Source organism: Cognatundibacterium crateris (genome assembly GCF_010078235.1).
Lineage (GTDB): Bacteria > Pseudomonadota > Gammaproteobacteria > Burkholderiales > Burkholderiaceae_D > Undibacterium > Undibacterium crateris.
In genome coordinates this window covers 43,118-62,243 of record NZ_JAABOS010000003.1, presented here as the reverse complement: position 1 = coordinate 62,243, position 19,126 = coordinate 43,118, and the positions used below count along the sequence as shown (strand labels likewise).

At 51.0% G+C, this 19,126-nt stretch carries 23 protein-coding genes; 16 read left to right on the top strand and 7 right to left on the bottom strand.

Features of this window, described 5'->3' with window-relative positions; all coding sequences use genetic code 11:
* Positions 1–891 carry a ParB/RepB/Spo0J family partition protein gene (locus tag EYB48_RS06405; RefSeq protein WP_162019494.1) on the top strand — a complete coding sequence of 297 codons (891 nt, stop codon included), beginning with the start codon at positions 1–3 and terminating at the stop codon, positions 889–891.
* Here EYB48_RS06405 and EYB48_RS06400 read toward each other — a convergent pair.
* Positions 888–1,247: a hypothetical protein gene (locus EYB48_RS06400; RefSeq protein WP_162019493.1), complete on the bottom strand. Its 360-nt coding sequence runs from the start codon at positions 1,245–1,247 to the stop codon at positions 888–890. The genes EYB48_RS06405 and EYB48_RS06400 overlap by 4 nt on opposite strands.
* Positions 1,248–1,565: 318 nt before the next feature.
* Here EYB48_RS06400 and EYB48_RS19520 point away from each other — a divergent pair, with 318 nt between their 5' ends.
* From EYB48_RS19520 to EYB48_RS06325, 15 genes are all read left to right on the top strand, one after another.
* On the top strand, positions 1,566–2,228 hold the full coding sequence (locus EYB48_RS19520; RefSeq protein WP_408058261.1) for an ATP synthase subunit I: 663 nt from the start codon (positions 1,566–1,568) through the stop codon (positions 2,226–2,228).
* Entirely contained in the window at positions 2,225–3,046 is an 822-nt protein-coding gene (gene atpB / locus EYB48_RS06390; RefSeq protein WP_162019492.1) for a F0F1 ATP synthase subunit A, read from the top strand. Before EYB48_RS19520 ends, atpB begins: the two co-directional genes overlap by 4 nt.
* Positions 3,047–3,159: 113 nt before the next feature.
* The gene (atpE, locus tag EYB48_RS06385; protein ID WP_162019491.1) at positions 3,160–3,399 is read left to right on the top strand and encodes a F0F1 ATP synthase subunit C; all 240 of its coding nucleotides are present in this window, start codon (positions 3,160–3,162) and stop codon (positions 3,397–3,399) included.
* Positions 3,400–3,465: 66 nt separating this feature from the next.
* Positions 3,466–3,936: a F0F1 ATP synthase subunit B gene (locus EYB48_RS06380; protein ID WP_162019490.1), complete on the top strand. Its 471-nt coding sequence runs from the start codon at positions 3,466–3,468 to the stop codon at positions 3,934–3,936.
* A 2-nt stretch (positions 3,937–3,938) separates the two neighbouring features.
* On the top strand, positions 3,939–4,472 hold the full coding sequence (locus EYB48_RS06375; RefSeq protein ID WP_162019489.1) for a F0F1 ATP synthase subunit delta: 534 nt from the start codon (positions 3,939–3,941) through the stop codon (positions 4,470–4,472).
* Between the two features lie 26 nt (positions 4,473–4,498).
* Positions 4,499–6,040 carry a F0F1 ATP synthase subunit alpha gene (gene atpA, locus EYB48_RS06370; protein ID WP_162019488.1) on the top strand — a complete coding sequence of 514 codons (1,542 nt, stop codon included), beginning with the start codon at positions 4,499–4,501 and terminating at the stop codon, positions 6,038–6,040.
* Positions 6,041–6,069: 29 nt separating this feature from the next.
* Complete coding sequence (gene atpG / locus EYB48_RS06365) at positions 6,070–6,939, top strand: F0F1 ATP synthase subunit gamma (protein WP_162019487.1); 870 nt, start codon at positions 6,070–6,072, stop codon at positions 6,937–6,939.
* Between the two features lie 30 nt (positions 6,940–6,969).
* A complete protein-coding gene (gene atpD / locus EYB48_RS06360) occupies positions 6,970–8,373 on the top strand; it encodes a F0F1 ATP synthase subunit beta (protein ID WP_162019486.1) in 1,404 nt (467 codons plus the stop codon).
* A 71-nt stretch (positions 8,374–8,444) separates the two neighbouring features.
* Positions 8,445–8,867 carry a F0F1 ATP synthase subunit epsilon gene (locus EYB48_RS06355; protein ID WP_162019485.1) on the top strand — a complete coding sequence of 141 codons (423 nt, stop codon included), beginning with the start codon at positions 8,445–8,447 and terminating at the stop codon, positions 8,865–8,867.
* Between the two features lie 82 nt (positions 8,868–8,949).
* The gene (locus EYB48_RS06350; protein WP_162019484.1) at positions 8,950–9,384 is read left to right on the top strand and encodes a CoA-binding protein; all 435 of its coding nucleotides are present in this window, start codon (positions 8,950–8,952) and stop codon (positions 9,382–9,384) included.
* A 24-nt stretch (positions 9,385–9,408) separates the two neighbouring features.
* On the top strand, positions 9,409–10,233 hold the full coding sequence (locus tag EYB48_RS06345; protein WP_162019483.1) for a PPK2 family polyphosphate kinase: 825 nt from the start codon (positions 9,409–9,411) through the stop codon (positions 10,231–10,233).
* 3 nt (positions 10,234–10,236) lie between these two features.
* A complete protein-coding gene (locus tag EYB48_RS06340) occupies positions 10,237–11,016 on the top strand; it encodes an SGNH/GDSL hydrolase family protein (RefSeq protein WP_235934946.1) in 780 nt (259 codons plus the stop codon).
* A gap of 415 nt (positions 11,017–11,431) precedes the next feature.
* Positions 11,432–12,520 carry a uroporphyrinogen decarboxylase gene (gene hemE, locus EYB48_RS06335; protein WP_162019482.1) on the top strand — a complete coding sequence of 363 codons (1,089 nt, stop codon included), beginning with the start codon at positions 11,432–11,434 and terminating at the stop codon, positions 12,518–12,520.
* Positions 12,521–13,062: 542 nt separating this feature from the next.
* Entirely contained in the window at positions 13,063–15,114 is a 2,052-nt protein-coding gene (locus EYB48_RS06330) for a primosomal protein N' (protein WP_162019481.1), read from the top strand.
* A 249-nt stretch (positions 15,115–15,363) separates the two neighbouring features.
* A complete protein-coding gene (locus tag EYB48_RS06325) occupies positions 15,364–15,711 on the top strand; it encodes a YkvA family protein (RefSeq protein WP_162019480.1) in 348 nt (115 codons plus the stop codon).
* Positions 15,712–15,775: 64 nt separating this feature from the next.
* On the opposite strand, the gene EYB48_RS06320 is transcribed toward EYB48_RS06325, so the two are convergent.
* The 6 genes from EYB48_RS06320 to EYB48_RS06295 form a co-directional block, all read right to left on the bottom strand.
* The gene (locus EYB48_RS06320) at positions 15,776–16,450 is read right to left on the bottom strand and encodes a Bax inhibitor-1/YccA family protein (RefSeq protein WP_162019479.1); all 675 of its coding nucleotides are present in this window, start codon (positions 16,448–16,450) and stop codon (positions 15,776–15,778) included.
* Positions 16,451–16,592: 142 nt separating this feature from the next.
* Positions 16,593–17,090, bottom strand: coding sequence for a GNAT family N-acetyltransferase (locus EYB48_RS06315; RefSeq protein WP_162019478.1), 498 nt, complete (start codon positions 17,088–17,090; stop codon positions 16,593–16,595).
* Positions 17,087–17,389, bottom strand: a complete 303-nt coding sequence (locus tag EYB48_RS06310; RefSeq protein ID WP_162019477.1) for a DUF6916 family protein — start codon at positions 17,387–17,389, stop codon at positions 17,087–17,089. Before EYB48_RS06310 ends, EYB48_RS06315 begins: the two co-directional genes overlap by 4 nt.
* A gap of 51 nt (positions 17,390–17,440) precedes the next feature.
* Positions 17,441–17,953 (bottom strand): phage tail protein, encoded by a 513-nt coding sequence (locus EYB48_RS06305; protein WP_162019476.1) that lies wholly within the window; start codon positions 17,951–17,953, stop codon positions 17,441–17,443.
* 17 nt (positions 17,954–17,970) lie between these two features.
* Positions 17,971–18,507 (bottom strand): phage tail protein, encoded by a 537-nt coding sequence (locus tag EYB48_RS06300; RefSeq protein WP_162019475.1) that lies wholly within the window; start codon positions 18,505–18,507, stop codon positions 17,971–17,973.
* A gap of 10 nt (positions 18,508–18,517) precedes the next feature.
* Positions 18,518–19,060, bottom strand: coding sequence for a phage tail protein (locus EYB48_RS06295; protein ID WP_202927701.1), 543 nt, complete (start codon positions 19,058–19,060; stop codon positions 18,518–18,520).
* Between the last annotated feature and the right edge of the window lie 66 nt (positions 19,061–19,126).

The window sequence follows — 19,126 nt, the reverse complement described above, 5'->3', positions numbered from 1 at the left end:
ATGAATGCAATGAAAAAACCTAAAGGACTGGGCCGTGGCCTGGAAGCATTATTAGGCGGTGCCAGCGATTTCGCGGAAGCCGTACCGAATGTCGCAGACGCACCCAGCAGCCTGCCTGTCAGCCAAATGCAGGCTGGTAAATATCAGCCACGTACCCGTATGGATGAAGGTGCATTGGCAGAATTAGCCGCGTCGATCAAGGCGCAGGGCCTGATGCAGCCTATCCTGGTGCGCCCGGTAGGCCAGCAAAATGGCGTGACACGCTATGAAATTATTGCCGGTGAACGCCGCTTCCGCGCCTCGCAAATGGCCGGTCTGGACGAGGTTCCGGTACTGGTGAAAGACGTCGATGATCAGGCTGCTGCAGCCATGGCATTGATCGAAAACATACAGCGCGAAGACCTCAATCCGCTGGAAGAAGCTCAGGGTATACACCGTCTGATTACCGATTTTTCTTTCACACACGAACAGGCTGCCCATGCGGTTGGCCGCTCACGCAGCGCAGTCACCAATCTGTTACGCCTGATGAACCTGGCTAAACCGGTACAGACGATGCTGATGGCAGGTGATATCGACATGGGCCATGCACGGACTTTGCTGGTGACCGATGCTGCGACCCAGATACAGTTAGCCAACCAGATCGTCGCTAAACGCATGTCGGTGCGTGAAGCAGAAAAACTGGTCGCGAAAACCACGGCAGAACACGCAGGCACACGTCCACGTGAAAAAGCTGAGAAGTCGCGCGACATCACGCGTCTGGAAGAAGAATTGTCCGATTTGCTGGCGACCCAGGTGACTTTGAAAATGGGTAGCAAAGGCAAGGGCCAAATGATCATCGATTTTGCTGACCTCGATTCACTCGATGGTGTGATCTTAAAAATCCGTTCTTAAGCAGGATATCTGCTGCGGCGTTCATTTCTACAGAACACTGCATTTTCATCAAAAGCCGCGGACCGTGAGGTTGGCGGCTTTTTTTTACCCGGCGAAGTTGTGTGCAACTTAGCCGCGGCCAATACGTGAATCTCATGTTTCACGTGTAACGTTTTTTGCTGCAGCGATTTTGTCTGTCTGAACGGCATGTGTTTTTTCAGCCAGCCCGGTTTGTCGGCTTTCCCTGTTCCCGCCCTACGATTTTTCAAAAGTGATTTTTTCAGGTCTTGTTGATATCTTTGGATTTGTTCACTGCCTGAAGCCGCTGCCAGATACATTGCTGTGTTTAGCGTTCCACGTGAAACGCAAATTGTCATACATGTCTGATGACACCATCTCTTTACTTACTCAAACTCAGGATAGTGCAAATATTATATTTATGGCAATAGTGTAATTTAATTACTATTTTGTAAATTTGAATTTTTGGTGTTTATTTTTCTGATTTACGTTTGAGGCTGCATGTTTAACGTGAAACATGGCACATCTCAGCTGAGCTGCAAATACGGAAAAAGTCAGAAAAAATGCTTACATTCATAATGTAAGTAAAACTCTTACTTAATTTACAGCCATATTCCTATTTGTGAGTTTTTGCTAGCAATTCGTACAATTTTGTTGGCTATAAGAAATGAAAACCGTTGATCACATGCGACAAAACCGTGCAGTTTTTAGGGGAAATAGGCGCTCATCCGCAGCTATGCAGCATACGCAAACGCGCCTTGCAGATCGCTGGAAAGCCGCATGTTTATTGGGTTTTGCGTGGAAAACGCGTGTTGGAGAAGAGAGCTTATACGTGGCTGTGCACGTTTTTAGAGCGCAGAATCAAACGTTTGACGCTGCTAAGCACATACACGTATAATTCCGTGGTTTTGATTGACGAGAATTTAGCCTGCCAGAGAAAATTTTGTAGCGGCTGGGCCAATATCAACAATCAATGGTCAATATGTGAGGAAAGCATGGCACGTATCGTTCTGTTGCAACTCGCAACAGCTTTCATCGTGGCTTTGCTGGCCGGAGTTACCGGCAAGGTTACTCTGGTATTGTCCGCGCTGGCTGGCGGATTATGCTGTGCACTGCCGAATGCTTTTTTTGCTTTGCGCCTGTTCATCGGCACGAAAAAACCCGGCGGCGCTAATCCGGCAACTTTCTTTGTCGGTGAATTTATAAAGATTTTTTTGACAATTGCGCTGATGGGCGCATTTGTATATTGGTACCGCGATGTTAACTGGCCGGCATTTTTGATCGCCTTCATTGTGGTACTGAAAAGTTATTTCATTTTACTATTTAGACAAAGACCATGAGCGCAACTGAGCACGCCCCGACAGCGTCAGAATATATTGTCCATCACTTAGGACATTTTTCGACCAAGCATCAAGCAAGTATTGTTGATTTCTCGATTTTCAATATGGACACCATATTCTGGTCCATATTCTGTGGCGTGGTCGGCAGCCTGGTTTTGTGGCTGGCAGCACGCAAAGCGACTTCCGGCGTACCGGGCCGCTTCCAGGCAGCAGTAGAAATCCTGGTTGAAATGGTCGAAGAACAATCCAAAGGCATCGTACACGGTGACCGCAGCTTCATCGCACCGTTGGCACTGACAGTATTCGTCTGGGTCGCGCTGATGAACTCGCTGGATTTCCTGCCTGTGGATATGTTCTCTGCTTTGTTCGCATTCTTCGGCGTAGAACACATTTTTCCGCATCACCGCGTGGTGCCGACTGCTGATCTGAACGGTACTATCGGTATTTCTTTCGGTGTGCTCTTGCTGATGCTGTATTACAGCGTTAAGATCAAAGGTTTGGGTGGTTTCTTGCACGAACTGGTGTCCGCACCTTTCGGTATCAAGATGGCGCCGTTTAACCTGATCCTGCAACTGATCGAATTCGCAGCAAAAACGGTATCTCTGGGCATGCGACTGTTTGGTAACATGTTTGCCGGCGAATTGTTATTCCTGTTGATCGCTCTGCTGGGCGCGATGGCAACACCATTTGGCGTGATTGGTCATACTATCGCGGGTTCAATCTGGGCTATCTTCCATATTCTGATCGTGTTCCTGCAAGCGTTTATTTTCATGATGCTGACTCTGGTGTATATCGGCCAGGCACATGACGCTCACTAAGTAAGACAGGTTGGAATACGTAGTAAGAGCAGGTTTAGTATTAAGTTTGGTTTTAGGTTCTTCGTTTTTTGTTTTTTAATCTTAGTTTCATTTTTTAATTTTAAGGAAATATCATGACTGATTTGTCTTTTGTTGCTTTGGCTTGCGGTTTGATCATCGGCTTGGGCGCGATCGGTGCTTGTATCGGTATCGCTATCATGGGTGGTAAATACCTGGAAGCGTCTGCTCGTCAACCAGAATTGATGAACACATTGCAAACTAAGATGTTCCTGTTGGCTGGTCTGATCGACGCTGCGTTCCTGATCGGTGTTGGTATCGCTATGTTGTTCGCGTTCGCAAACCCATTCAAATAATCAGTTTTTCCTTCTACTGCCGGAAGCATTTGCTTTCGGCTTGATCCATTTAGATAAGGAATTACCGTGAACTTAAACGCAACATTGTTTGTTCAGTGTGGGGTTTTCTTCATCTTGGCCTTGTTCACCATGAAGTTTGTGTGGCCGCCACTGATGAACGCGCTCGATGAGCGTGCTAAGAAAATCGCAGACGGACTGGCAGCTGCCGACCGTGGCCGTGCAGAAATGCAAGCTGCTGAAAAGCGCGTACAAGCTGAATTGGCAAGTGCTCGTGATGAAGGTCAGAAACAGATCATCAACGCAGAGAAACGTGCTGCGCAGATCATTGAAGACGCTAAAAACACAGCCGCCGCTGAAGCTGCACGCATTCTTGCTGCTGCACAAGCTGACGCAGAAAATCAAGTGACCAAAGCACGCGAAGAATTGCGCGACCAGGTTGCCACTCTGGCAGTCAAAGGTGCTGAGCAAATCCTGAAACGTGAAGTCAATGCATCCGCTCACGCAGATCTGTTGAATCAACTGAAAACCGAGCTGTAATCATGGCCGAACTCGCAACGATCGCTCGTCCTTACGCTGAAGCGCTGTTCCGTGTTGCCCAAACCGGTAACCTGTCCGCCTGGTCGGATCTGGTTTCCGAAATGGCACAAGCTGGCGCGCATCCCGATGTACAAGCTCTTGCACACAACCCTAAAGTCTCGGCTTCGCAAAAAGCTGAGATTTTTCTGTCTGCGCTCAAATCCCCAGTGACAGCTGAAGCGAAAAACTTTATCGCGACACTCGCTGACTATGATCGTCTGACTCTGCTGCCAGAAATCGCTTTCCAATTTCAAGCATTGAAAAACGCCCACGAAGGTGCGGCAGATGCTGAAGTGACCAGCGCTTTTGATATGTCTGAAGCACAGTTAGCTGACTTAGCTGCAACATTGGAAAAGAAATTTGGCCGCAAACTGCACCCTAGCGTCAAAGTCGATCCGGCTCTGATCGGTGGTGTACGTATCGTGGTTGGTGACCAGGTGCTGGATACGTCGGTTCGCGCGAAGCTGCAGAAAATGCACGCCGCCCTGACCGCGTAAGAACGTAACAAATATTAGGAGTTAGTATGCAACTCAACCCATCTGAAATCAGCGAGCTGATCAAGAGCCGGATTCAAGGCCTTGGCGATTCCGCTGAGATTCGTAATCAAGGTACGGTTATCTCCGTTACCGACGGTATCTGCCGCATCCACGGTCTGTCTGACGCGATGCAAGGTGAGATGCTGGAATTCCCAGGCAATACTTTCGGTCTGGCGTTGAACCTGGAACGTGATTCCGTTGGTGCCGTTATTCTCGGTGACTACGAACACATCTCCGAAGGCGACACCGTCAAATGTACCGGTCGTATTCTGGAAGTACCTATCGGTCCTGAACTGCGTGGCCGCGTTGTTAACGCGCTGGGTCAGCCTATCGATGGTAAAGGTCCTATCAATGCAAAACTGACTGCGCCTATCGAAAAGATCGCGCCAGGCGTTATTGCACGTCAATCCGTTTCCCAGCCACTGCAAACTGGTCTGAAGTCTATCGACTCCATGGTACCGGTTGGTCGTGGTCAGCGTGAATTGATCATTGGCGATCGTCAAACTGGTAAAACAGCAGTTGCGATCGATTCCATCATCAATCAAAAAGGCCAGGGCGTGACATGTATCTATGTCGCGATCGGTCAAAAAGCTTCTTCCGTTAAAAACGTAGTGCGCGCTCTCGAAGCCCACGGCGCAATGGAATACACCATCGTTGTTGCAGCGACAGCGTCTGAATCCGCAGCGATGCAATACGTCTCCGCTTACTCCGGTTGCGCGATGGGTGAATACTTCCGTGACCGCGGTGAAGATGCACTGATCGTGTATGACGATCTGTCCAAACAAGCGGTTGCTTACCGTCAGGTTTCCCTGTTGCTGCGCCGCCCACCAGGCCGTGAAGCTTACCCAGGTGACGTGTTCTATTTGCACTCCCGTCTGTTGGAACGTGCTGCACGCGTGAACCCTGACTACGTTGAAGCATTCACCAATGGTGAAGTTAAAGGTAAAACAGGTTCCCTGACTGCATTGCCAATTATTGAAACTCAGGCTGGTGACGTTTCCGCTTTCGTTCCGACTAACGTGATTTCGATTACTGACGGTCAGATCTTCCTGGAAACTTCCCTGTTCAACGCCGGTATCCGTCCAGCGATTAACGCTGGTATCTCGGTTTCCCGTGTTGGTGGTGCAGCGCAGACTAAGGTTATCAAAAACCTGTCCGGCGGTATCCGTACCGACTTGGCGCAGTATCGTGAACTGGCAGCGTTTGCGCAGTTTGCTTCCGATCTGGACGAAGCAACCCGTAAGCAGCTGGACCGTGGTGCACGTGTGACTGAATTGCTGAAACAAGCTCAGTACGCACCGCTGTCGATTTCCCTGATGGCCGTGACTCTGTTCGCTGTCAACAAGGGCTACCTGGATGACGTACCTGTGAAGAGCGTTCTGGCATTTGAAGCTGGCGTACACAACTTCATGAAAACCAGCCACGCTGCATTGTTGCAGAAGATCGAAGAAACCAAGCAACTGGACAAAGATGGCGAAGCTGCCATGGCTGCCGCAATTGCTGATTTCAAAAAATCCGGCGCCTATTAATTTACTGTAGCTAGAAGGAGTCAATACTCATGGCTGCAGGCAAAGAGATACGTGGCAAGATCAAAAGCGTAGAAAATACGAAGAAGATCACTAAGGCGATGGAAATGGTCGCCGCATCCAAAATGCGTAAAGCGCAGGACCGGATGCGTGCAGCCCGCCCATACAGTGAAAAAATTCGTAATATCGCTGCTAACTTGTCACAGGCCAACCCAGAGTACACGCATCCTTTCATGGTTCAACAGGATCAGGCCAAGAAAGTTGGTCTGATCGTTGTAACAACAGATAAAGGTTTGTGCGGTGGCTTGAATACCAACGTTTTACGTCTGGTCACCAACAAATTGCGTGAACTCGAAGGTAAGGGTTCAAAAGTAGAAGCAGTTGCAATTGGTAATAAAGGTCTCGGCTTCCTGAATCGTATCGGTGCTCCGGTCGTTTCCCACGCTATCCAGCTGGGCGACACTCCGCACCTCGATAAGTTGATTGGCCCGGTAAAAGTGTTACTGGACGCCTATCAGGAAGGCAAACTCGACGCGGTTTACCTGAGTTATACCAAGTTTATCAACACGATGAAGCAAGAGCCGGTGTTCGAGCAGTTACTGCCTCTGACAACCGACAAAATGGTCGCAGATAAGTCTTCCCATTCCTGGGATTACATCTATGAACCAGATGCGAATACCGTGATTGATGAATTGCTGATCCGTTATGTAGAAGCACTGATTTATCAGGCAGTGGCTGAAAACATGGCGTCTGAACAATCGGCACGTATGGTGGCGATGAAGTCGGCAAGTGATAACGCAGGTAATGTGATCGGCGAACTGAAACTGGTTTATAACAAAACCCGTCAGGCCGCGATTACCAAAGAGCTCTCCGAGATCGTCGCCGGTGCGGCAGCGGTCTAAACGAAATTTAAAATTATTGAAGGAACGAACATGGCTAATGGCAAAATCGTTCAGTGTATCGGCGCTGTGGTGGACGTTGAATTCCCACGTGACGCGATGCCTAAGATTTATGACGCCTTGAAAATGGAAGGCTCCGAGCTGACGCTGGAAGTACAGCAGCAATTGGGTGACGGCATCGTCCGTACCATTGCTCTGGGTACTTCTGACGGTCTGCGTCGTGGCATGACTATTACCAACACAGGCAAGCCTATCATGGTACCAACCGGCAAAGCAACGCTGGGTCGTATTATGGACGTATTGGGTAACCCTATCGATGAATGCGGTCCGGTCAGCCACGAGCAGACAGCATCGATCCACCGTAAAGCGCCTGCTTACGACGAACTGTCCCCATCCCAGGAATTGCTGGAAACCGGTATCAAAGTTATTGATCTGGTTTGCCCATTCGCTAAAGGTGGTAAGGTCGGTCTGTTCGGTGGTGCGGGTGTAGGTAAAACCGTTAACATGATGGAACTGATCAACAACATCGCTAAAGCACACAGCGGCTTGTCCGTGTTTGCCGGTGTTGGTGAGCGTACTCGTGAAGGTAATGACTTCTATCACGAAATGGCTGACGCAAAAGTGGTTGATCTGGAAAACCCAGAAAACTCCAAAGTTGCGATGGTGTACGGTCAGATGAATGAACCGCCTGGTAACCGTCTGCGCGTTGCGTTGACAGGTCTGACTATCGCTGAAGGCTTCCGCGACGAAGGTAAAGACGTTCTGTTCTTTGTGGATAACATCTACCGTTATACACTGGCCGGTACTGAAGTATCCGCGTTGCTGGGTCGTATGCCTTCCGCGGTGGGTTATCAGCCTACGCTGGCGGAAGAAATGGGCCGTCTGCAAGAACGTATTACATCCACAAAAACCGGTTCGATTACTTCGATCCAGGCCGTGTATGTTCCAGCGGATGACTTGACCGATCCATCCCCAGCGACAACTTTCGCTCACTTGGATTCCACCGTTGTTCTGTCCCGTGACATCGCTTCCCTGGGTATTTACCCAGCGGTTGATCCACTGGATTCCACATCCCGTCAGCTGGATCCACAAGTTGTGGGTCAAGAGCACTACGAAACAGCACGCGCTGTTCAGGGTACGCTGCAACGCTACAAAGAATTGCGTGACATTATCGCGATTCTGGGTATGGACGAACTGGCACCTGAAGACAAACTGATCGTTGCACGTGCACGTAAAATGCAACGTTTCCTGTCTCAGCCTTTCCACGTTGCTGAAGTATTTACTGGCGCACCAGGCAAATACGTTTCACTGAAAGACACGATCAAGGGCTTCAAAATGATCGCTTCCGGTGAACTCGATCACCTGCCAGAACAAGCGTTCTACATGGTAGGTACTATCGACGAAGCAATCGAAAAAGCGAAAAAACTGGCTGCTTAATTTTTAAGCGCTAGCGCTGCGGTGTGAACCACCGCAGCACAGCTTTTTCAAGCGTACACAAAGGGTCCGACATGGCACACACTATTCACGTTGACGTGGTTTCTGCAGAAGAGTCTATCTTTTCTGGTGAAGCCGAATTCGTCGCGTTGCCAGGTGAGGCTGGTGAATTGGGTATTTATCCAAAACATACTCCGCTGATTACCCGTATCAAACCGGGTGCGGTGCGCATCAAGGTAGCTGGTCAGGCTGAAGACGAATTCGTCTTCGTTGCTGGCGGTATCCTCGAAGTGCAACCGAACGGCGTGACTGTTCTGGCTGATACCGCGATTCGCGGGCACGATCTGGACGAAGCGAAAGCAAGTGAAGCCAAGAAACTGGCTGAGCAGGCTTTGGTTAATCGTGATTCCAAAATCGACTATGCGCAAGCACAGGCGGAACTGGCATCGGCGATCGCCCAATTGGCAGCGATTCAAAAATTGCGTCAGAAACGTTAATTCGTCCGCAGCAGTCCTGGCGACGAAAGCACTACAGTAAAAAGGCAGCTCAGGCTGCCTTTTTATTTTTCCGGGAGCACAGATGCCCACCGATACGAACAGCAGTGATGCAATCAGCGCTTGCCTCGCGCACAGCCGTACGATCGCTGTGCCTGGCTTTTCCGCTAATCCTGAGCGCCCCAGCCATCAGGTGGCTGCATACATGCAGCAACATGGCTATCGCATCGTGCCGGTGAATCCCGGTTTGGCCGGACAAACTTTGCTCGGTGAACGGGTGTATCCCGATTTGCTGGCGGCAGGGCAGGCACATACGATAGATATCGTCGATTGCTTCCGGCAGGCCAGCTATATGCCAGAACTCGCGCAGCAAGCGATACAGATAGGTGCGCGCTGCCTGTGGATGCAATCCGGCATCACTCATCCCCAGGCGGCAGCCACCGCGCAGGCGGCGGGTTTGCTGGTGGTGATGGATCTGTGTCTGAAAATTGAACACCGCAACCGTTTTTTCCAGCTTTAACCCAACTGATCAGGAGTTCTGTGCATGAGCATTGCCGAATTATTCCATTTGCCTGAAGGCTTCAAACTCAAAGACAGTGATGCCAACCGTAAGTTAATCGGTGCCGCCGCAGCAGGCCAGCCCGATGCCAAGGCTGTGGATAAGTTACAGACCCTGCGTATCGGTGAGAAAATCTCTGATCTGCAAGAAATCTTTGTCGCAGCGCATGCCCCGAAACTCCTGATTATTCTGCAAGGCATGGATACCTCAGGCAAAGACGGTACCGTGAAAGCCGTATTCGGGCAGGTCAATCCGCTCGGTGCGCGTACCGTCGCGTTTAAAGCCCCCAGTAATGCCGAGAAAGACCATGATTATCTGTGGCGCGTGCATCAGGAAGTCCCGGCCAAGGGCGAAATGGTGATCTTTAACCGCAGCCATTATGAAGAAGTGCTGATCGCGCGTGTGCATGACTGGATTACTACGGCGGAATGTGAACAGCGTTACGCCCATATCTGTGATTTTGAACGCATGCTGAGCGAGACCGGTACCATCATCCTCAAGTTTTTCCTGCATATCTCGAAAGACGAACAAAAGTCGCGTCTGCAGGAAAGGCTGGCTGACCCCGCCAAGCACTGGAAATTTGATCCGCAGGATCTGGCCGAGCGCGCGCACTGGGATGCATATCAGGACGCCTATGAACGTGCACTGAAAGCGACCGATACGCCTTATGCGCCCTGGTATGTGATTCCATCTGACTCTAAGACCCAGCGTAATCTGGTAATCGCCAGCATCGTGCTGGAAAAGTTGGAAAGTCTGAAATTGAGTTTTCCTCCAGGCAATCCCGAATTCAGCAAACTGAAAGTCGAGTAAATCTTGGCACTGCGCGACTACGCACCAGAGTTACTGGCTGCTGCCTTGTTTCCCTTGCTGTGGTGGCAGGGCAGGCGTACCCGTCGTATCACGCCGCGTCTGCCGATAGCCACAGGTCAACCGTTTGGACTGGCCGGGCAGAGCAACGCCAGCCGTACTTTGCGGGTGTTAGGCATAGGTGAATCGCCGATGGCAGGTGTCGGTGTCACCCATTACGATGACAGCCTGTGTGCCCGTTTTGCGGCATTGCTCGCGCAACAGCAAGCCTGCCAGGTACATTGGCAGGTGCTGGCTGAAAATGGTGCCAGACTGGCGGCTGCATCGTCCTGGTTGCAGCAGTTGCCAGCGTCGCCTACCGATACGGTGGATATCATTTTGCTGAGCTTCGGGGTGAACGATACGACCGCGTTTGCATCAGTGGCCACATACCGGCGTCAGATGTCGGCTTTATTGCAACAATTGCAAACACGCTGGCCAGCAGCACAGATACTGATCTCCGGCGTGCCTAAGCTGGCAGAATTTCCAGCCTTACCCTCGCCTTTACGCCATGTACTCGGCTATAAGGCGGCAAGCCTGGATAGTGCCGTGGCAGGACTCTTGGCGCAGTTTGTTGTGAAACTGCCACTGAACCAGTCGAAACTTTGTCATATTGCCATGCCTGTCATGCGCGATAAGCGTTGTATGGCGTCAGATGGCTATCATCCTTCCGCGATGGGCGCAGCGCTGTGGGCGGAGCAATTACTCACAATTTATACAGAGAAACACAAAAATTTGCCTGCATGAATGTTACTTATGCACAGTCTGTCAAGCACAAATTTTAAGCAATTTAAATTTGAAAAATTAGTTAACATAAATAAAGTCAATGAAATCATATAGTTATGCGAATTATTTGTTAACTGTGATGATAAAATCGAAGTAAACCTCAAATAAGTAAAAGCTGTCCACAAAGTTATCCACAGCTACGGTCTTATCCGTTTCTGTCTGACGCGCCAGTCTTGCGCGAGATCAGATGCTGATCACGGCAGCTTAAGCGATAATGCTGCCTGTTCTGATCATAAAAGAATAGGATTTACGCAAAACTGTCCCAGCTGCGTTATGGTTCCAGGTAGTGAACCTTGTACTGCGTACTGCCTGCGGCCATGCCTTGTTGAGACAATTTTGCGTAAGTCTTAAAGAAAATGCCTCTTAGAAAGCTGACATGTCCACATCCTTTGCTCCTTTAAAAAATGACACTTTCCTCAAAGCCTTGTTGCGTCAGGAAACCGAGTACACACCGCTGTGGCTGATGCGTCAGGCGGGGCGTTACCTGCCTGAATACCGCGCGACCCGTAAAGGGGCAGGTTCGTTCATGGGGCTGGCAAAAAATCCGGATTTCGCCACCGAAGTCACCTTACAGCCGATAGACCGCTATCCACTGGATGCCGCCATCCTGTTTTCTGACATCCTGACCGTCCCGGATGCGATGGGCCTGGGTCTGTATTTTGAAGAAGGTGAAGGACCGAAGTTTGAGCGCCGTCTGGCCGATGAAAAAGATGTGCTGGCCTTGCGCGTGCCTGAGGCAGGCAGCCTGCAGTATGTATTTGATGCCGTGACCCAGATCCGCCATGCACTGAATGGCCGGGTACCGCTGATCGGTTTTTCCGGCAGTCCGTGGACACTGGCCTGCTATATGGTGGAGGGGCAGGGCTCGCGTGAATTCCATACCGTGAAGAAGATGATGTATCAGCGTCCTGACCTGATGCACCATATCCTGAAAACCAATGCCGATGCGGTCGCCAGCTATCTGAATGCGCAGATCGATGCCGGTGCCCAGGCCGTGATGATCTTCGACAGCTGGGGTGGCGCGCTGGCGGATGCGGAATACCATGCATTCTCGCTCAAGTACATGCAGGACATCATTCAGCAATTACAAAAAGAGAAAAACGGCCAGCGTATTCCTGCCATCGTGTTCACTAAAGGCGGCGGTTTATGGCTGGAACAGATCGCCGCTATTGGCGCGGATGCAGTTGGCCTGGACTGGACGGTGAACCTGGGTCAGGCGCGTGCACGCGTCGGCCATCAGGTCGCTTTGCAAGGCAATCTGGACCCGGCAGTGTTGTTTGCTGAGCCAGAACAAATCAAGGCGCAAGTCATCGCCACGCTGGATGCCTATGGCAAGCCAGCAGCGGGTCAGGGCCATGTATTTAATCTGGGCCATGGTATTTCCCAGTTCACACCGCCGGAAGCGGTCAGCGTGCTGGTGGAAGCCGTCCATAGTTACAGCCGCAGCCAGCGTCAGGCAGGCTGATTCCAGACCCCGGCCAGCACTGCACGGTAAAAGAGTGCAGTGCTGGCCGCACAAGGTGGTTCCGCTGGCAGAATCATAGGATCTAAGCCCGGTTCACCCTTGTGGCCTGCCCGCTTCGGTATGAAATCCCTGTCCGTATCAGGCTAGAAGCGTAGTCTTTGCCTCACCAGCGCCTTCATTCGCCATGTTGCGATGCAAAACGCATATTTCATGCGCTTTTCAGGGCAAAATGGGCTGGAAATGCAGATTAGATGCGGACATTTGTTTTCAAATTTTCATTTGTCTTTACTTACTTATGCACAAAATCTGGGCACAGGAAAAAAAGTCCGAAATATTTTTGTTTTTATTTGTGAGTATTTGTAAGTCATTGATTTTAAAAGGGTAAAATATTGTCTTGCAGATCGCTGACTGGCTGGAAACCCGCGCCGCTACTAGTCAAAACGTTTGTCAATAGGGCTTTCTCCACAAAGTTGTCCACAGGAATTGTGGATATCTCAAAAACTGCTTATGAAACCAATACTTAGCGTGGCCGGACAACGGGAATGAGCTTGTCTGCACCAGTCTTTCTGCGGGTTGCGATCGATACCCCACTTGACAGTTTTTTTGATTACCGTTTTTCCTTATGCGATGAGGCGGGTGCCTTGTTGCCGGTTCCAGCCGTCGGCAGTCTGGTGTTGATCCCGTTTGGCAGCCAACAAATCACTGGTATCGTGCTGCAGATACTGCAGGAAACCACGGTGCCAGCCGAAAAAATCCGCGATGTGCTGGCTGTGCGGCCACAGTTGCCACCGCTGGGTGAGGAATGGCTGGCCTTAGCCCGTTTTGCCGCAGAGTATTACCAACGCCCGCTGGGTGAGGTGGTGTTACCCTCGCTGCCCAAGAACCTCAAAGCGATCAAAACCGTCGCCCTCGATCGTGCACTTAAAAAGCTCAGCAAACTGACTGCCGGCCCAGCTTCCGCACCGGTGGCGCAGCAGGAAGCCAGCCTGAATGCAGAACAGGCTGCGGCGGTGGCGGCTGTGACCGAGGGTAAAGGCTTTGTACCCCGATTATTGTTCGGCGTTACCGGTAGCGGTAAAACCGAAGTCTATCTGCAGGCCGCCGCGCGCATCCTGGCACAGTCAGCCACCGCACAGGTCTTGATCCTGGTTCCGGAAATCAATCTGACTCCCCAGTTTGAAACTCATATCCGCCATCGTTTTCCGGGCGTAATGCTGGCCACGCTGCATAGCGGTCTGGCTGAAGGTGAGCGCCTGCTACACTGGCTATCTGCACACACTGGTGCTGCGCGGATTATCCTGGGTACCCGGCTGGCGATTTTTGCCTCGCTGCCAGATCTGCAATTGCTGATCGTCGATGAAGAGCATGACCCCTCGTATAAACAGCAGGAAGGCTTACGCTACTCGGCGCGCGACCTCGCGGTGTGGCGTGCACGTCAGCGTCAGATACCGGTATTGCTGGGCTCGGCCACCCCTTCGCTGGAAAGCTGGCATGCGGTTCAGCATGGGCGTTATCAGTTGTCGGAGCTCAGTCAGCGTGCGGTACAGGATGCTGTCTTGCCCATCGTTAAAATCATCAATCTGGAAAAAGAAAAACCCAGCGAGGGTCTGAGTCAGCGCCTGATCGCCGCCATCCGGCTCAGGCTGGAGAAGGGCGAGCAATCCCTGCTGTTCCTGAACCGGCGCGGCTATGCGCCGGTATTGTCCTGCGATGCCTGTGGCTGGATCAGCCAGTGCACACGCTGTACTGCTAATCTGGTCATGCACAAAGGCGATCATCGCTTGCGTTGCCACCATTGCGGTTTGGAACAGCGCATACCGCGCGCCTGTCCGACTTGCGGCAATATCGATTTACAACCGTTGGGACGCGGCACGCAAAGGCTGGAGGAAACTCTGGCCACCATGTTCCCCGAGGCGCGGGTATTCCGCATCGATGCCGACTCTACCCGCCTTAAAGGCAGCGCCGCTGCTGCGTTTGAACGGGTGCACGAGGGCGAGGTGGATATTCTGATCGGCACCCAGATGGTCGCCAAAGGCCATGATTTCCAGCGCCTGACGCTGGTGGCGGCACTGAATCCGGATGCGGCCCTGTTTTCTCAGGATTACCGCGCCAGCGAACGCTTGTTTGCGCAACTGATGCAGGTCGCAGGCCGCGCCGGACGCCGCGCTCAGGCTGAAGGTGGCAATGCGTCTGAAGTCTATGTCCAGACCCGTTATCCCGATCATCCGCTGTATCACGCGCTGATGGCGCACAATTACCGCCATTTCGCGGCCGACATGCTGGCCGAGCGCGAACAGGCACAATTGCCGCCGTATATGTATCAGGCGCTGCTGAGGGCGGAAGCGCGTGAATTACAAACCGCGCTGGACTTTCTGCAACAGGCGGCCGCCTGTATGCCGCATCCCATGATCACCATCAATGATCCTATTCCTATGACCATGACACGCGTGGCAAATCGCGACCGCGCCCAGTTATTGATCGAATCTGCCTCGCGCCCGGCATTACAGGCATTTGCCCGGCTCTGGATCACGGAGTTACGCAGCTGGAAGAGCCGCGTCAAATGGAGTCTGGAAATTGATCCGGTGGATATATGATAGGCTTATCCACTGATAGAACTGACGCAAAACCGCCCCAGCGGCGTTATGGCTCCAAGTTGCACACCTTGTACTAGGCGTACTGCCTGCGTCGCCAAGGTGTAGCCAGGGTTGCAGGCAACATGTTGCCTGCTGGCGTAACGGACATCGCTTACCAGCGATGTTTCCCACAGCACCAAAGGGGTTTTAGCCTTGCCGGGACAATTTTGCGTCAGTCCTAAACTATATTTTGAATAAGTGAGGTGCACGATGAAAGCTGCTGAATCCTATAGCGATGCCGGTTTCTGGGCCAAGCTACGCGCTTTTGCCAGCAAGGCAGGACGTGAGGTGGTGGAAAAAGCGCTGTGCCTGTACTACGCTGCGCAAAGACCGGATACCCCGCTGTGGGCCAAAACCGCGATTTTCGGCGCGCTGGCGTATTTTATTTCCCCGCTGGATGCCGTGCCCGATGTCTTACCCGGTGTCGGTTATACCGATGATCTGGGGATACTGGCTGCAGCGCTGGTTACCGTTGGTTATTACATCAATGATGAAGTGAAGCAACGCGCTGGCGATCAATTACAAAAATGGTTCGGCGACCCTGGCAAACTGAAATAAAAAAAGCCGCTGTCGAATTCTGACAGCGGCTCGCTTATAGCAATTTGTAGCGAATAAAACCGTCTTAACGGCGCAGGAACAGGCGCAGTACGTACCAGAACATCATCGCTACCGACGCGAACAATTCCAGCGCCGCACCGACATAACGGTCTTCCGGATAATGATGAATGATATTGGACGCGTCATACAGAATCGCGCCACCTGCCAGACCGATCATCGCGATACTGAAAAACATACCCAGCTGGAAACCGAAAATCGCACCGCACAGGATAGTCACCAGTGCCAGCAGACCACCCCATTTCAATATGCTGCCCAGGAAAGAAAAATCTTTACGCGACACATAAGCGATACCAACCAGACCCAGCGTGGCCAATACCGTGATCAGGCCTGCATTCGAAATTGCACCCGGTGCGACCTGATTGGCGATGGTCAGCAGCGGCACAAAAATAATCGCTTCCGCCACAATAAACACACCCAGCGCTGCATACTGCGCCGCCAGACTTTCTACCTGATGCGCTGCGCGTGAGGCCAGCCAGCTGATCAGAATAAATGCACCCATGATAGCGATCCAGGGCAGTGCACGCATGGCCTGATTAATCGCTACCGACAGGCCTGAGCTGAAAATCAGGACTTCCACCGCAGTGAAAGCCAGGATAGCACCACCCAGATGATTAAATACTTTTGCGATAAAGCGCTCACGCGAGCCGCCGAAAGAATGTTCGCTGCCAGCTAATTGCATAGGGACTCCAATAAGTTTTTTAAGTGAGTTATCTGATACGGAAAGGACGCAAAATGCACCTCGCCGCTGAATGCCTTCTTGTCATACGTTTGGCACAGCGTACGTCATCAGGTCTTTGCGGCGGGGGCTTGTGTGTATCTTATTACAAATATTCAGTGATGTCTGCCGCCCGTTCCAGTTGCAGATACACTTCTTTGTCCTTGATGGCACGGAAGCCTAGTCTTTGATACAAGCTCAGCGCGGGATTGAATTTTTCCACATGAATCTGCACTGGCAGACGGCGGGTATTTGCCAGCGCAATCACAGAAGCCAGCAGACTGCTGCCCAGACCTTGCGAACGATAGTCGCTCATGAGTGAGATATCCACAATGGACACCGCATCGGACCGGTATTGCAGGTACAGCCGTCCAATGTCCTGACCCTGATAACAGACGATATAAAAATCGCTATTGTTGTATTGCGCGTAAGCCTGGGATTGTGCAGCGAACTGACTCTGTAGAAAGGCTTTTTTCTGATCTGTGTTCCAGTCAGTCTGTGCCAGTTCAGGTTCACGCACCGAGCCATACAGCGCCAACAGAAAGGACTGATCAGCATCGCTGACGGAACGCAGCTGTAAATCGGGATTCAACAGTGGTATCACGGGTTGACCACTTTCAGGGTGAAACTGGCCTGATAACAGATGCCCTGATCCTTACGGGCGACCGGAACTAAAAAAATGTTTAACTCACCCAGCACAGGATGTTGTAAGGGGTAAGTATTTTGAACTAACTGATATTCTCCGTCACAAAAAAACATCAGGGAAAAAGAATGATAGCCTTGCCCTGAACGACCATGGTCATCGACACTCTGCAGTAGCAGCCGGAGCTGTTGCTGATTATCAAAATATATATCGAAGTAGCTGCCTATATGGGGATGGAATAGTTCTGTGGATAAAGTCATGTTTATTCAAGCTGGGTAAGGTGGCCTGTCCAGACCACCTGTTTTTCCATGTCAGTCACGGGTTGGGAATATGCCATTATCCATGCAGATACAGAAATTCAGTACCAGTAAAGGCTGACGGTTTTCGTGGGCATCGGTGCCTCCCGCAAACGGCGAAACCAGTGTAGTCGGCAGGGTCAGGTTAGTGGCACTGGCCACCGTGTACACTTTGGTCGGTTTGGCGAACTGACCTGGTAAATTACCTGCTGCATTGGTTTCTGATGCCCTGCCATTAAAGCCCTTAAGGGTATGGGTATGTGGTGGAACCTGCCTGGTACTTAGTGCTACGGTTTCACTGCCCGATGGTTTGTTGACAAACTTACCCGTCAGACCGCGTATTGCCAGGCCGCGCAAATCCGGCAAATTAAACGTAGTTTTACCATCCCCACCATATTGCGTATTCAATACGGCGTACAAAACCTGATGTTGCATGATAGAGAGAGTGTTTCCAGAGCAAAACGCCCAATACATAGGTGCAAAAGGGAAGCCGAATGCCCGGATCTCGCCAATAAATGGGTCTGCCATAATAAAAGCCTTTAGATTTAATTTTGCGATGGGTAAATACCATTCAAAGAGATGATGTAAGTCAGCGCAAGGCTAGGCATGGTATTGTCGTGAGCCTGCGAACCGCCATCGCTGGCAGACATCATTTCGCTGGCAAATGTATTTTCAGTCGATGTTGTATCTGACTTAAAGTAAAACGGCGCACTGGCATTGGTAGAGCCCAAGGTGCTGTCCTTGCCTGGTTTGATGTCAGTCGCAGCGTCACCAGATCCGAAAATGGTATGTGTATGAGCCGGCATCTGATTCTCGGTGATAGTTACCGTATCGGCACCCACTTTTTGTCCCAGCACACGTGCAGTGAGTCCGGGTCCGGCTCCCATGCCTATAGGCAGTTTGGATTGGAGGTCAGGTATCCTGAACGTGGTAACACCATCTCCACCATAAATTGTGTTGATCAGGCTAAATAAGGCTTCATTGCCATTAATATTTAACTCGCGTCCATCGCAAATCGCCCATTCTGACGGTGCAAAATTTCCAGCAAAAATACGAATTTCACCCAAATACGGATCAGCCATGTTGTGCTCCTTAATCTCTTTGAGGGAAAATTCCCACGATAGCAATGATGTAATTTAATACCAGGGACTGCTGCATATTATTGTGTGCTGCGCTGCCACCCTGGGGTTTGCACATTGTTGCTGCCATCGGAATGAGATTCTTGGCATTGGCATAGATAGGCAGCGCCGGGCTGGTCGGACTGCCTATCTCCGTTGCCAACACGTTGATATTTGTACTAATTGACGTTTTGGTTCCGGGAGCATCACTCACATTCAGTACATGACTGTGCGATGGCACCTGTGTGTTCGTCAGGCTCACACTTTCTACACCAAGCTTTTTTGCAAACGGATACTGGGTATTACTGACAGGATTGGTACCCATGTGCACCGCTGTTCTTCCGCGCAGGTCGGGCAAAGCAAAACTAACGCCGGCAGTGCCGCCAAAGGTGGTTCCCAATAATGCATATAAAGCTGCATTATTTTGGACTGGCATCAATGAGCCATCACAAAAAGCCCAACCTCTGGGGGCAAAGTTCAGCGCACTGAGTCTGATTTCTCCAATAAATGGATCCACATTGACCTCCAAATGTAAAAAATATTTAATTTTGCAAGTTCTGGCTGTGATCATTCAAAAAAAACC

What these genes read in the sequence shown, in the direction of transcription:
- EYB48_RS06405 (WP_162019494.1), top strand. Translation starts at nt 1, where the DNA reads ATGAATGCAATGAAAAAACCTAAAGGACTGGGCCGTGGCCTGGAAGCA.
- EYB48_RS06400 (WP_162019493.1), bottom strand. Translation starts at nt 1,247, where the DNA reads ATGACAATTTGCGTTTCACGTGGAACGCTAAACACAGCAATGTATCTG.
- atpB (WP_162019492.1), top strand. Translation starts at nt 2,225, where the DNA reads ATGAGCGCAACTGAGCACGCCCCGACAGCGTCAGAATATATTGTCCAT.
- atpE (WP_162019491.1), top strand. Translation starts at nt 3,160, where the DNA reads ATGACTGATTTGTCTTTTGTTGCTTTGGCTTGCGGTTTGATCATCGGC.
- EYB48_RS06375 (WP_162019489.1), top strand. Translation starts at nt 3,939, where the DNA reads ATGGCCGAACTCGCAACGATCGCTCGTCCTTACGCTGAAGCGCTGTTC.
- atpA (WP_162019488.1), top strand. Translation starts at nt 4,499, where the DNA reads ATGCAACTCAACCCATCTGAAATCAGCGAGCTGATCAAGAGCCGGATT.
- atpG (WP_162019487.1), top strand. Translation starts at nt 6,070, where the DNA reads ATGGCTGCAGGCAAAGAGATACGTGGCAAGATCAAAAGCGTAGAAAAT.
- atpD (WP_162019486.1), top strand. Translation starts at nt 6,970, where the DNA reads ATGGCTAATGGCAAAATCGTTCAGTGTATCGGCGCTGTGGTGGACGTT.
- EYB48_RS06355 (WP_162019485.1), top strand. Translation starts at nt 8,445, where the DNA reads ATGGCACACACTATTCACGTTGACGTGGTTTCTGCAGAAGAGTCTATC.
- EYB48_RS06350 (WP_162019484.1), top strand. Translation starts at nt 8,950, where the DNA reads ATGCCCACCGATACGAACAGCAGTGATGCAATCAGCGCTTGCCTCGCG.
- EYB48_RS06345 (WP_162019483.1), top strand. Translation starts at nt 9,409, where the DNA reads ATGAGCATTGCCGAATTATTCCATTTGCCTGAAGGCTTCAAACTCAAA.
- hemE (WP_162019482.1), top strand. Translation starts at nt 11,432, where the DNA reads ATGTCCACATCCTTTGCTCCTTTAAAAAATGACACTTTCCTCAAAGCC.
- EYB48_RS06330 (WP_162019481.1), top strand. Translation starts at nt 13,063, where the DNA reads ATGAGCTTGTCTGCACCAGTCTTTCTGCGGGTTGCGATCGATACCCCA.
- EYB48_RS06325 (WP_162019480.1), top strand. Translation starts at nt 15,364, where the DNA reads ATGAAAGCTGCTGAATCCTATAGCGATGCCGGTTTCTGGGCCAAGCTA.
- EYB48_RS06320 (WP_162019479.1), bottom strand. Translation starts at nt 16,450, where the DNA reads ATGCAATTAGCTGGCAGCGAACATTCTTTCGGCGGCTCGCGTGAGCGC.
- EYB48_RS06310 (WP_162019477.1), bottom strand. Translation starts at nt 17,389, where the DNA reads ATGACTTTATCCACAGAACTATTCCATCCCCATATAGGCAGCTACTTC.
- EYB48_RS06305 (WP_162019476.1), bottom strand. Translation starts at nt 17,953, where the DNA reads ATGGCAGACCCATTTATTGGCGAGATCCGGGCATTCGGCTTCCCTTTT.
- EYB48_RS06300 (WP_162019475.1), bottom strand. Translation starts at nt 18,507, where the DNA reads ATGGCTGATCCGTATTTGGGTGAAATTCGTATTTTTGCTGGAAATTTT.